At 59.4% G+C, this 12,422-nt stretch carries 12 protein-coding genes and 1 tRNA gene; 3 read left to right on the top strand and 10 right to left on the bottom strand.

Annotated features, from left to right (window positions below; all coding sequences use genetic code 11):
* Positions 1 to 42 precede the first annotated feature (42 nt).
* On the bottom strand, positions 43 to 303 hold the full coding sequence (locus PL597_RS16725; protein ID WP_077982477.1) for a hypothetical protein: 261 nt from the start codon (positions 301 to 303) through the stop codon (positions 43 to 45).
* Between the two features lie 138 nt (positions 304 to 441).
* Positions 442 to 518 (bottom strand) — tRNA-Pro (locus PL597_RS16720).
* A 216-nt stretch (positions 519 to 734) separates the two neighbouring features.
* Here PL597_RS16720 and PL597_RS16715 point away from each other — a divergent pair.
* Complete coding sequence (locus PL597_RS16715; RefSeq protein WP_142912597.1) at positions 735 to 1,271, top strand: DUF1269 domain-containing protein; 537 nt, start codon at positions 735 to 737, stop codon at positions 1,269 to 1,271.
* Positions 1,272 to 1,330: 59 nt separating this feature from the next.
* Here the strand turns inward: PL597_RS16715 and PL597_RS16710 are convergent, their stop codons facing one another.
* From PL597_RS16710 to uppC, 6 genes are all read right to left on the bottom strand, one after another.
* Positions 1,331 to 1,984, bottom strand: coding sequence for a hypothetical protein (locus tag PL597_RS16710; RefSeq protein ID WP_271365759.1), 654 nt, complete (start codon positions 1,982 to 1,984; stop codon positions 1,331 to 1,333).
* Positions 1,985 to 2,156: 172 nt separating this feature from the next.
* Positions 2,157 to 2,306: a hypothetical protein gene (locus PL597_RS16705; protein ID WP_003521552.1), complete on the bottom strand. Its 150-nt coding sequence runs from the start codon at positions 2,304 to 2,306 to the stop codon at positions 2,157 to 2,159.
* A 77-nt stretch (positions 2,307 to 2,383) separates the two neighbouring features.
* Positions 2,384 to 3,625: a polysaccharide biosynthesis O-antigen ligase family protein UppF gene (gene uppF / locus PL597_RS16700; RefSeq protein WP_077982473.1), complete on the bottom strand. Its 1,242-nt coding sequence runs from the start codon at positions 3,623 to 3,625 to the stop codon at positions 2,384 to 2,386.
* Positions 3,622 to 5,175 (bottom strand): polysaccharide biosynthesis glycosyltransferase UppE, encoded by a 1,554-nt coding sequence (gene uppE, locus PL597_RS16695; RefSeq protein ID WP_137410175.1) that lies wholly within the window; start codon positions 5,173 to 5,175, stop codon positions 3,622 to 3,624. Before uppE ends, uppF begins: the two co-directional genes overlap by 4 nt.
* A gap of 223 nt (positions 5,176 to 5,398) precedes the next feature.
* On the bottom strand, positions 5,399 to 6,541 hold the full coding sequence (uppD, locus tag PL597_RS16690; RefSeq protein ID WP_170985482.1) for a polysaccharide biosynthesis type 4 glycosyltransferase UppD: 1,143 nt from the start codon (positions 6,539 to 6,541) through the stop codon (positions 5,399 to 5,401).
* Between the two features lie 16 nt (positions 6,542 to 6,557).
* Positions 6,558 to 7,130 (bottom strand): polysaccharide export protein UppC, encoded by a 573-nt coding sequence (uppC, locus tag PL597_RS16685; RefSeq protein WP_080790905.1) that lies wholly within the window; start codon positions 7,128 to 7,130, stop codon positions 6,558 to 6,560.
* Positions 7,131 to 7,340: 210 nt separating this feature from the next.
* Here uppC and uppB point away from each other — a divergent pair, with 210 nt between their 5' ends.
* Entirely contained in the window at positions 7,341 to 9,611 is a 2,271-nt protein-coding gene (gene uppB, locus PL597_RS16680; RefSeq protein ID WP_269824274.1) for a polysaccharide biosynthesis protein UppB, read from the top strand.
* 28 nt (positions 9,612 to 9,639) lie between these two features.
* Here the strand turns inward: uppB and uppA are convergent, their stop codons facing one another.
* On the bottom strand, positions 9,640 to 10,866 hold the full coding sequence (uppA, locus tag PL597_RS16675) for a polysaccharide biosynthesis GNAT family N-acetyltransferase UppA (RefSeq protein WP_271365758.1): 1,227 nt from the start codon (positions 10,864 to 10,866) through the stop codon (positions 9,640 to 9,642).
* 97 nt (positions 10,867 to 10,963) lie between these two features.
* Positions 10,964 to 11,176 carry a DUF2842 domain-containing protein gene (locus PL597_RS16670; protein WP_020811154.1) on the bottom strand — a complete coding sequence of 71 codons (213 nt, stop codon included), beginning with the start codon at positions 11,174 to 11,176 and terminating at the stop codon, positions 10,964 to 10,966.
* A gap of 141 nt (positions 11,177 to 11,317) precedes the next feature.
* Between PL597_RS16670 and PL597_RS16665 the strand changes: the two genes are divergently transcribed.
* On the top strand, positions 11,318 to 12,421 hold the full coding sequence (locus tag PL597_RS16665) for a COX15/CtaA family protein (protein ID WP_165691202.1): 1,104 nt from the start codon (positions 11,318 to 11,320) through the stop codon (positions 12,419 to 12,421).
* Position 12,422 lies beyond the last annotated feature (1 nt).

Raw genomic sequence — 12,422 nt, 5'->3', positions numbered from 1 at the left:
TTGCCCCGGACCCCCAACGGTCCGGCGTCGAGCATTCGAACGTCAGTGGATGGACGGATCCTCGCCATCCAGAAAGCTGCGAATCCCGTCCTTCTCACACGTTGCCAGGAATTCTTCCCAGGCATCTTTATCGGTCGCGAAGGGTTCGTCCCAGGTGGTAACATCGTCATGCTCGCTGATGACTTCGAGCGTCCAATCCTGCTGGGTGCCGGCGGGCCGGTAGATATCAACCAAAACCGTGACGCCGTCGTCTTCAAACTCGCCCGAGAATTCCGAGTGTTCTATTTTCGTTTTTTTGGCCATCTCGGCGCACCTCATTCTCAGGCCTGGACAAATGTATAGCCGAATCCGGTCTTTTAAATTCGCGCATGGCGCGGGTTACCAGATGGCTGAAACAAATATAGCCAGCTCTGGGGGAACTGGCTATCTATCTGATTTTAATGGTCGGAGCGGCGGGATTCGAACCCACGACCCCTTGACCCCCAGTCAAGTGCGCTACCGGGCTGCGCTACGCTCCGAACCTGAAAGCCGTTTATATATAAGCCTGTTAGGGCGCAAGCGGAAAATGGTCTTTTCATAAAAAAAGGAGCAAAGGATGTGGATGGTAGAAGGGCTGAAGCAGTCCGGACGGGCGGTCGTCAAACGCATGACACATCCTCTTTCCATCATTGCCGGAACAAGCCGCCCGCTTCGGCGTTCAATCGCAGCGGAATTGAAACTCAGGGAGACGAACTATGTCTGAACTTGTCGTTGTTGGTTTTGACGGAACGGAAGTGGCCGACAGGGTGCTTCTGAAGCTTGCTGGCCTGAAAAAGGAATATCTGGTCGATCTGGAAGATGCCGTGGTTGTCGTTCGCGATGAAGACGGCAAGGTGCATCTGAAGCAGAGCGTCAATCTGACGGCGATAGGTGCAAGCTCCGGTTTCCTGTCCGGCGGCCTCTGGGGCGGCCTTGTCGGCCTGCTGTTCCTCAACCCGCTGGCGGGATTTGCCATCGGCGGCGCGATCGGTGCGGGCACGGGCGCTCTTGCGGGTTCGCTGACGGATTTCGGTATCGATGACGATTTCATCAAATCGCTCGGCGAGACCATTCCCAATGGTTCTTCGGCGCTGTTCGTGCTGATCCGCAAGGTGCAGCCGGAAAAGGTACTGGCGGAATTCGAAGGTCTGCGCGGACGTGTCATCAAGACGTCGCTGTCGCCGGCGCAGGAAGCGCAGTTACAAAAGGCGCTTTCCGGCGGAGCCGAACCGGCTGCCGCGCCTGCCGCCTGAACGGGCGTTGAAAGCGAGGCTGCGGCATGTTCCATGTCGCAGCCATCCGGGAATGCGGCTTATACGGTCAAAGTGCCGTTTTTCGCCTGTGGCCAGGTAAGATAATAATAGCGGCTGCCGACGCTGCCGAAAAACGCGTTGTCGCCAGAGATGGTATCGACATAGGCGCCGGTTTCGCTTCTCGCATAGGTCGAGCCGTCGCGTTTGAGATGGTCTTTCAGAAAGTCGCTCCATCCCGTCACGGCGATATTCATAGCAGGGCCGGAAGTGCTTTTTGTATCTGCGGCCACGTCCCAAGCTTTGACCTGCGCGCCTTCGGCGGGATCGGAGATGGTCAGCGTGCCGGCCGTCAAAGCCTCCAGCATGGCCTTTGCCTGCGAAGCCTTGTCCGGATCCGCGGTCAGTTCTTCCAGCGTCTCCTTCAGCGCCTTCATGAAATCGGCCTTGGTAATATCGCCGGAAGAAAGCCGGGTATCCGTGTCGTCGGTCTGCGTATCCTCGTTCGAGGTCTGGGCATATTGCGCCAGAAGCTGCGTGAGCCTGGTATTGGTGGACGAGGAGGAGTTGGCGGTGTCGAGCCCGTAGGAACCGAGCAGAGACGTCCGAGTGGAGGATGAGGACGTGACGGCGGGATTGTCTTCCTGCTCCTTGATGGCCTTGAGGGCCATTCTGGTTGCGGTGAGGCGTGTGGACAGGTCGATGGAGGAGACCATTGCGCTAGCTGTTTCCTTGATCGGGCGATACGCATCATTCGTACCGAACCGGCTCGGCGGGCATCGATCCCGCCTTTCGTCTCCTCTCATAAGAAGACCGGGCGAATCCCGGCCGCGTTCGGCTTGGGATGCACTCGGTCTTAATGGCCGGACTTTGCGCGACGCTTGCGGATCAGTTCTCCTGAACGGAGACGCCGTTCGGGCCGATGTTCATCTCTATTCCCTTCGGCTTGCTCTCCTCGTGCCAGACATAGATGCCGAGACCGGCAATGACCACGATGAGGGCGCCGATAATGAGATAGAGATTATTGGTCTGCGTCATAAGATGTCTCCCCTTTTGACAATCGGAATCGGGGGCTAAACGCATGAAATGGTGTAAGGTTCCGTAAGGGTAGGTCTTTACGCGGCGCGTGCGCGGCGGCGCAGGCTTTCACGTTTTTCCAGCGCCATGCACCCCCACAATATGCCGAGCAGCAGGAAGAAATGCCGCCAGTGGTCGGTATCGATGACGGCGCCGATCATCACATGTCCCACGAAAGTAACCCAGGAAATGATGAGGAACGGCTGCCAGGGGCGTGGCCGCAGCAGATGCCTGAAACCGGCGGCAACGGTCCAGCAGATCAACACGAGATAGATCACGAAGCCGAACCAGCCATGCGTCGTCAGGCTCTTCAGCCAGATATTATGTTCGGCAGCGGGAAAGATATTGTCGAACACCATCGGGCCAATGCCGAGGGGATGATCCATTGCGAGCAGGAAGCCGAGATAGTGGCGGGCAAAACGGCCGAGATGCCCACCATCATAGGATTGCACCGCAGAGGCGCGGCTAAGGAACAGATCGGCCACCTGTTTGAACTGCAGCGCGATGATAATAGCCGCGACCATGAGGCCCGCGGCGACGAGAAACAACACGAGTATCTTCAGACGGAAGGCGGCCGTTCGTTCTTTCAGCAGCATGACGAAAACGAGGAGGATGGTGGAAAACAGAAACAAGCCCCAGGCCGCGCGCGAGAATGACAGAAAAATGCCGAGCGACAGGATGAGTAGCCCGACGATCCGTAAAGGCGCATGCATCGCTTTGCCGGTGAGGAGGCCGTAGATCAGATAAAGCGACGGGGTCACCAGAAAGGGGCCGAAAACATTCGGGTCCTGAAATGCGCCCTTGGCGCGGTCGTAGAGGGTGAAGACCTCGAAACCCGGAATAGCGTGGAAATATCCGATGATGCCGAGCAGGGCGGTGATCAGCGCCGCGGCAAGCCAGGCCCGGAAAATCAAAAGCAGCCGCTGGTATTTGTCCTCGATGATCGCCGCGTAAAAAACCGATGTCAGCGCCAGAAAGGTCGAGACGGCGAGATAAAGCGGTCCCTCATCCAGATCGGCCATGGTGGTGAGCGAAAGATAACCGCCGACATTGAAGGCAAGCAGCAGGCACAGAAGCAGGACGACGGTGCGCGAAAGGCGAAGGCCGAGCAGGAACCAGAGCGCCACCTGTCCCACCATCATCAACTCATAAGGCGCCGGCTCGGAGATGACGAAGCCGGAAAGGAACACGCCAAACGCGATGAAGAACGCACCGATGAGCCGCATGGTGGCCAAAGGTGCGTCAAAACCCGCCGCGTGCTGGTAACCGGTGTGGGTCAATAGGCGTTTTCCGATTTCAGCAGCCGTATCGGCGTGAGGAACAGAATCTTCAAATCGAGAAACAGCGACCAGTTCTCGATGTAATAGAGATCATATTCGGTCCGGAACTTGATCTTGTCGCCATGGTCGATCTCGCCGCGCCAGCCGTTGATCTGCGCCCAGCCGGTGACGCCGGGCTTGACCTTGTGGCGTGCGAAATAGTGCTCCACCACCTCGGTATATTTCAAGTCGCCCGTCTGGGCGTGAACGGCATGCGGGCGCGGCCCGACGAGCGAAAGATCGCCGTAAAGAACGTTGAAAAGCTGCGGCAATTCGTCCATAGAGGATTTGCGCAGGAAGCGGCCGACGGGCGTCACGCGCGGATCGTTCTTTGTCACGGCCTTTTTCGCGGTCGGGTCGGCGAGCTCCGTATACATGGAACGGAACTTCCAGACATTGATCGTCTCATTGTTGAAGCCGTGGCGCTTCTGCTTGAAGAGGATCGGGCCTTTCGAGGTGGTTTTCACGGCAATTCCCGCCCCCACCATCACCGGCCATAAGAGGGCGATGCCGATGAGGCTGAAGGTGATGTCGAACACCCGTTTCGCCACCGAATCCCAGTCGCGGATCGGCTTGTCGAACACATCGAGCATCGGTACCTTGCCGACATGGGAATAGGCACGGGGGCGGAAACGCAATTTATTGGCATGCGCCGCAATGCGGATATCGACCGGCAGCACCCAAAGTTTGCGCAGAAGCTGGAGAATGCGCGCCTCGGCGCTGAGCGGCAGGGCGATGATCAGCATGTCCAGCTTCGTCAGGCGGGCGAACTCCACCAGCTCCGCAAAGGTTCCGAGTTTGGGATAACCGGCGACAACTTCGGGGGAGCGGGCGCTTTTCCGGTCATCGAAGATACCGCAGATGCGTATATCGTTGTCGGACTGCTGCTCCAGCGAGCGGATAAGGTCCTTGGCGGTATCGCCGCCGCCAACGATGACGGCGCGGCGTTCCATGACGCCGTTGCGGCCCCAATGGCGAATGGCGAAACCGAGGATCAGCCGCCCGGCGAAGATCGCGACCGCAGCCGTTGCATACCAGACGCCAAAGGCTTGCCAGGAATGCAGCGCATCGGGAAAGAAAAGGAGAAGGAAACAGGCAATTCCCACGAAGGAGAGGCACACCGCGCCCTGAATGCGGGCGAACATCTTCAGCGGCGTGCGCAGCGTCGGAAGCTGATAGCAGTCACCGGCCTGCAACAGAAACACGCAGAGCGCCGCCCCCAATACGCCGCCGCCGAAAACCGACAGAAAGGTTTCGAGACCGCGATCGGCCGCGATGCCGTTGACGATGGCGGCGATGACGACGAGCATCGTGAATTCCAGAAGCCGCAATTGCCCGATCACCATATTGGGCGAATGGTTGCCGGCGCGAAGCTGGTTGGCGATCTGCCGTGCAAGCGGATTGAGAACGACCGTTTCGGACGCCGAAGACCCGCCGGCTTCATGGTCAGAGAGTTTCTTGCGCAATGACGCCAGATCGAATTGCATTCTGTCCTTGTCAGTCTTGGTCATTGCCTTGGTCCGCACCCTCCAGCACATCGGCCTGAAAATCGCATTGAATTTTCGAACGGAACGATGCGCAACCTCAAAGTGGCAGAGCGCCTTTTATGCATCCGAATGGGCGCACGCGCTCTACGAGCAGGAAACTAGCCGAAACATGCTAAGAAACGTTTATGATGATTTTCTACAGGATGGCCGGAATATACAATTAAAAATCGTGTTTTTGAAATGACTATCAGGTGGATAACAGGCCGCGATAGAGTTTCATCATCTCATCCGCCATGACCGGGGTTGAAAATTTCGCTTTGAAGCTGTCGGGACGAGGCATAATCCGCTGCGCCCAGTCGGCGTCCTCGGCATCCTTGACCATGATCCGCGCAAGCGCGTCGGCGTCACCAGCCGGTACGAGCGCTTCGCTGTCTTCTCCGAGGACTTCGGGAATGCCACCGACATGCGAGGCAATGACCGTCTTTCCCGACGCAAGCGCTTCCAGCACGATATAGGGCATGGCTTCGGCGCGCGAAGGCACCACCACCGTCGTCGCCAGTTCGAAGGCCTGTCTGGCGGGCATGGCCGCATGCATGGAAATACGCCGGGAAAGCCCAGCCTTGTCGATCATCGCCGCATATTTGTCCCTGTCCGGTCCGTCGCCCACAATCACGCCGGACATGGGCTTGCCGAGACTCCGTTCCATCTTTGCAAATGCCGTGATGAAGACATCCGGCCCCTTGAGGTCGCGCAACATGCCGATATAGAGAAAACGGGCTGCGTCTTCGCGCGCGGGTACGGTTTCGAACTCGCTTTCCTGAACGCCGTTATAGATCATCGCGGTGCGGGTGCGCGGCCTGCCGACCTTGGCTTCATACGTCGCCTGCTCGAAATTGCAGACGAAACAGAGCGCATCGGTGAAATGTTCCTGGAACCGCTCCAGCCGCAGGAAGAGCTGCCCTTTGAGGCTGTTTCTGGCGTAATGCAGGCTGCCGCCATGCGGTGAATAGAGGCGGGCTACGCGATACCTGTTCGCCCGCAGGAGTGAGCCGATCAGCCGGGCAAGAGCGCCACCCTTGGCGCTGTGTCCGTGCAGAATGTCCGGCCGCAAACTTTTGATGTGCTTGTAGGATTTCCACAGCGCCATGAGGTCGCCGGGGCTGATGGACCGCCTGATGGGCAGGCGGGTGAGGCCGAGTTCCAGCATCGGGGTGATCTGTGCGAAGAGCCGCTCCTCATGCGCGCCGCCGGTGGAACTGTCGCAAACGATGCCAACCTTGTGGCCCTGCTTCACATGTTCTTCGATGAGGTCGCGCACATGGCGGAAAACACCGCCCACCGGGGAGCGGAAGCAATGAATGATACGCAGGGGAGGGCCGTCATCCGACACGTGCGCCACTCCGTTCTTAGAAGAAGCGTTCACGCACATAGACGGTATCACCCGCCAGAATGGGCGCGGTGATCCCGATCCGGCCGGTCATCACCTCGGCGTTGATCTTGCGGGTAATGTCGACATCGGCCTGATTGGCGCGCGGAGTAAAGCCGCCGGCAATGGCTATGGCGTTTTGCGCGGTCATGCCCGGCACATAGGAATATTGGCCGGGACGACCGACTTCGCCCATGATGAAGACCGGGCGATAACGGTCGATCTCGATCGTCACGTCTGGATCGCGAAGGTAACCCTGCCGCAATTTGGCGGCTATGGCGGCTTCGAGCTGCGGCAGCGTCTTGCCGCGTGCGGGAACCTGACCGACGAGCGGGAAGGCGACATAACCGGCCTGGTCGACCGTATAGGTGTTGGTCAGCCCGGCCTGCTCGAACACGTTGATGCGCAGCCTGTCGCCGCTATCGACATGATAGGGTTGCAGCGCAGCCTCGTTAAAGGACCTCGGCGCGGGTTGATATGCCGCGCAGCCGGAAAGGGCCGTCAAAACGGCGAGCGTCAGTGCGGTGACATGTCGTGATCCGGCGAGCGGCATCTCATCTGGCTCCGAGTCGATCTTTGATCATTCTTATCGTTCTGTTAGGGTTAATGTGCGGTAAACAGCCGGCGCGAGCGATGGTAATATCGGCTTTATTTCGTCGGATTCTCCGGGATTAACTGTTGTGTTACCCGCAAGACTTAAGCTTCGCGAAAATTGACCATCTATATTTGAACGCCCGAGGTTTGTCTCGGTTACGGAGCCTGCATGAACGGCGATCGCATTGACGACAGGGATGTGGATATCGATCTTGCGCAGCTTGTCGCAGCCATATGGCAGCGCAAGGGGCGGATCGCGGCGATCACGCTTCTGGCCGGAGGCACCGCCTTCGTGATCTCAAGCATGATGTCGCCTGCCTATAAGGGCGAGGCGCGCGTGCTCATCGAATCCCGCACGGCCTCCTTCGGCGCCTCGCAGCAGTCCAATGCGCCCGCCGAGCCGGTTCTTGATGAATTGACCGTTTCCAGCCAGGTGCAGATCCTGCAATCGGTCGATCTCATCAAACAGGTCGCGAAAGACATGAAGCTTTATGAGCTTGATGAGTTCGATCCGGAGGCCCATCCTTCGCTCATCTCGCAGCTGCTGGTCGCCGTCGGCGTCAAGAAGGACCCGCTTCAGGTGTTGCCCGAGGAGCGGGTGCTGACGGCCTTCCGGGAAAAGCTGCAGGTCTATCAGGTCGAAAGTTCGCGCGTCATCACTGTCGAGTTTTCCTCGCAGGACCCGAAGCTCGCCGCCGCCATCCCCAATGCGATGATGAAGGCCTATATCGCCCTGCAAAGCGGCGCAAAGCTGGATACAAGCACGGAAGCGGCGCGCTGGCTGGAGCCGGAAATCGCCAATCTGCGCGAAAAGGTGCGCGAGGCCGACAGGAAGGTTGCGGATTACCGCGCCTCCGCCGATCTTCTCTCGGCGGGGCAGGGCGAAACGCTTGCCACCCGCCAGCTCAGCGATATCTCCACCGAACTTGGCCGTATCCGTGGCGAGCGCGCCAATGCGGAAGCGCGGGCGGAAGGCGTGCGCAGCGCGCTTGCTAACGGCCGTCCGCTTGATACTTTCCCCGATGTCGTCGGTTCCCCGACGATCCAGAGGCTGAAGGAAAACGAGACGACGATCCGCAGCCAGATTTCCGATCTCTCGTCTTCGATGCTGGAAGGCCATCCGCGCATCCGTGCGCTGCGCAATCAGCTTGACGGCATACAGCGGCAGATTCAGGAAGAAACCCGCAAGGTGCTGGCAAGTCTCGAAAACGAGGCCAATGTTTCGCGTCTGCGGGAACGGCAACTGGTTCAGCAGCTGAACATGCTGAAATCGGAAAGCGTTCGTGCCGGCGAACAGCAGGTCGGTCTCAACGATCTGGAGCGGGAAGCTTCTGCGCAAAGGCAGCTTCTGGAGACCTATCTTGCCCGTTACCGCGAAGCGACTTCGCGCGCCGGTTCGGTGGATTCCACGCCGGCCGATGCGCGCGTCATCTCGACGGCGGTGGAACCGCGCGAACCCTATTTCCCGAAGACCGGCGCCATCACCATCGTCGTGACGTTGGCGGCCTTTCTACTGTCCTGCATCGTCGTCATGCTGGTGGAGCTCTTCACCGGCCGGGCCTTGAAGCCGTTGGGCAGGAACCAAGTTCCGCCGCTCTCCGATCCGCCTTCTCCTTCCCGTTCCCCAGCCGATCCGGACAAAACGACGGACGTGTCGGAACAGCCTGTAGTCGCGCGCCATGAAGCCATTCAGCCTGCTGTGCGAGCCATGCCGGTCGCCGCATACCAGCCCGTTGCCGAAGAGGAAGAACGGCGTGTACCGGCCGCCGCCGCTGCGGCCGCCATACCGGCCTTGCCGGTGGAGGATGTCACGGCCGCGAAAGAGGAGGCAGTGGAGGAGGAGGTCGACGCCAATGACGACTTCTCCATTAGCGCCGTTGCAGGTTTCCTGGCTACCCGCCTTGCCAAGCCGGTCGCCGCGATCGTGTCTCCGGCCGGTGATAGCGGTTCGACCACGACCGTCATGCTGGCGCGTGCTCTGTCCGAAATGGGTCGTTCGGTCGTTCTCGTCGACATGACGGCGTCAGCCTGTCCGACGCGATTGATGGCGCCGGAGGCTGGACTTCCCGGTGTGATGGACCTTCTGGCGGGCGCGGCCGCCTTTGGTGAAACCATTCACGGCGACCGCCTGTCCGACGCCCATATTGTGCCGCGTGGCAATGCGCAGCCGCGCGAGGCCATGCGTGCGATTGACCGTCTGACGATGATCCTCGGGGCGCTCTCCGACGCTTATGATACCGTCCTCGTCGAGTGCGGCGCGGTACAGATCTCGAGCCTCGGGAAAATGCTGCGCAACCTGCCGGCGGAAATTATCGTCTCGGTTCCGGGCAAGGATAGCGAATTGTTGGAAAAGACGCTCGGTGAACTGGTTGCCGAGGGTTATGGACAGGCGCTGCCGCTGACCGGCATGCGCAAGCCGGACCATCTGAGCGCGGCCTGAGGCGCCGCATACCTACAGCGCCGGCAACTCAGTCGGCGGCGCTGTCCATCTTCGGCCGTCCGGCGCGAAACCGCTGTATCAACGCATAAAGCGCCGGATTGGATTTGATCAGGCTCTTCGTCCGGGCGATGGCGACATAGGCCGAGGCCGCAACACGACCCTTCAACGTCACCGGCAGGAATATATCGTGCTGCACGGTGAAAAGCGGGCACCAACTGCGCTTGTAGAGCTGGTCGCCGACGCCGAAATCGAAGATTGCCGCCTTTTCGCGGCAGGCCCTTTCGATCATCAACCAGAACAGCAATTCACCGGGGCTGAGTTCCGAAACGGATTCATCGATCGAACCGAACTGGCAGATGATGTGATCCTGCTTGCGTGAAAGGCCGGCTATCGCGGCGATGACGCCCTCGTTTTCGCCATGCAGGCGAATGGCGTGCAGCTCCAGCAGGCTGTCCGTGCCTGTCTGTGGGAAATTGGCGAGATCGTAGAAGAAATCCTTCACCGATTGATCGCGAAACACATCCGGAATGCCCTGCGAGGCGAAACGGGCGGCCTTTTGGCGGAAAAACGCCTGCAACATTTCGCATTTTTCCTGTGGCGATTGAGCGATCATATGGCTGTAGCCGCCCATTTCCTCGGCCCTTCGGCTCTGGATGCGGAATTTCTTCCGTCGCCTCTTGGCATTGACCTGCCGAAGCGTGGCCTCGAAACTTTCGAGCAGGGGAAGCTGGAAGGCCGGATTCTGGTTCTCGACGGAAGCAAGATGCGAGAGGGGATTGGTCCTGTCGCGCCACCTCAGCGGTATGTTGTGCAAAGCCAGAATATCGGCTCGACCATGCAACAGCTTCCGCGCCTCCCGGGCAATCGCCGCCGCGATTTCCTGTCCGGCCTGTCCGGCAAAGGAGGGGTCGAAAAGCCCCGTATTGATATTGTTGAAACGGCCGCCGGGAAAACGCGCCTTGCGAACGCCGCCTTCCATTACGATTTCGAGAGGCAGCAGAAAGATCGTCTTGCCGCGTTGCCGGCCGCGAAGCGTCAGGAGCGCGCTATCCTGCGTTTGTGCCCAGATGGAGCACCAGCCGAAACTCTGATGCAGCGAATTGAGCGGATCGTTTTCCAGCCGCTCCCAGTCGACGCGGATGGTGGAGGCGTCATCGACCAGATCGATCAACAGACGATCAGCACCCCGCCGCTCGTTTTGCACGGCGGTCGGCGCTTGCTCGTCGCTGATAAAGACCGGCCCCTCAGCCGCCATCCACTCTCTCCGGTTGTTTCGGTCGGACTATATCGCTGAGCGGCAAACAATCGGTTTATAAAATTGCGACCTCAGGGTGTCATGCAATGGCCGGCGCTTAACCCTGTTTTTTGGGTCCGGCCATCCATTTGATGATCAGCATCGCCGGCAGAACCCACAGGATTCCGGTCAGCACGAAATAAGCGAGATGCACCCACCAGGGCGATTGCGCCAGCGCCGCCGATGCAATGGCCGTCGCCACCACGGCGTAAACGACGACGAGGCAGATGATGACGATAGTGCCGATGAGCGATCTGAGGCGAGGGTGCATGAAATCTTCCGTGATTGAACAACTGGCCGACTATACCGCCGCGACCGGATGCCGCAAACCCTGAGGCCTTGTTTTGTGGTGCCGGTTGGGGCTAATCAACATGACTGTATGAGGGAGACCTGAAAGATGCGTTCGAGCGGCATGACGATGGCAAATGGTTCTGCGGATATGGTGGTGGAGGCTGCCCTGCAGAAACAGGAGAAGGACCGCCGCCTGCTGCGCATCTGGCTTCGCGTCGTGCTCTTCACGCTCTTCTGTCTGGTCCTCGTCGGCGGCGCCACGCGGCTTACCGAATCCGGCCTGTCGATTACCGAATGGAAGCCGATCCATGGCGCCATTCCGCCGCTTTCCGTCGCCGAATGGGAAGAGGAATTCCAGCTCTACAAGCGCATTCCCCAATATCAGGAAATCAACAAGGGTATGTCGCTCGACGAGTTCAAGACGATTTTCTGGTGGGAATGGGCGCATCGCCTGCTTGCCCGCACCATCGGCCTCATCTTCGCTTTGCCGCTCGCCTTTTTCTGGCTGACCGGCCGCGTCGAAAAGCGCCTGCGCCTGCCGCTCGTTGGCCTTCTGGCGCTTGGCGGTTTTCAGGGCTTCATCGGCTGGTGGATGGTATCGTCAGGCCTCGTCAACCGCACGGATGTCTCGCAATATCGGCTTGCTACGCATCTGACCATTGCCTGCCTCATCTTTGCGGGCTGCATGTGGATATTGCGCGGCCTGTCGCACCACTCGCCCGACGCCGCCGACGAAAAGACGGGCAGGGGCTTTGCCGCGCTGCTGACTGTGCTCTGTCTCTTCCAGATCTATCTCGGCGCATTGGTGGCGGGGCTGAATGCCGGCCTTTCCTACAATACCTGGCCGCTAATGGACGGCTCACTGGTGCCGGGCGATCTCTTCCTGCAACAACCCTGGTGGATCAACCTCTTCGAGAACCCCAAGACGGTGCAATTCGTCCACCGCCTCGGCGCCTATACGCTCTTTGCCGCCACGCTTTGGCATATGGTGTCGATGGCCCGCGCCTTGCCCAGTACGCCACATGCCCGCCGGGCGGTGCTGTTCTTCGTGCTCGTCTCCATTCAGGCGGGGCTCGGCATCACCACGCTGCTCATGCATGTGGATATTCATGTGGCGCTCGCCCATCAGGGCATGGCGCTGATTGTGCTGGGTTTCGCCGTCGCCCACTGGCGCGGTTTCATTGGCGAATATCCGGCCCCCGTTGCGGTCGAAGTCAGGGACTGAG

This window comes from Agrobacterium sp. ST15.13.013 (assembly GCF_027956525.1).
Taxonomy (GTDB): domain Bacteria; phylum Pseudomonadota; class Alphaproteobacteria; order Rhizobiales; family Rhizobiaceae; genus Agrobacterium; species Agrobacterium salinitolerans.
The sequence above is the reverse complement of the archived record's forward strand: the minus strand, read 5'-3'. Positions and strand labels throughout refer to the sequence as shown.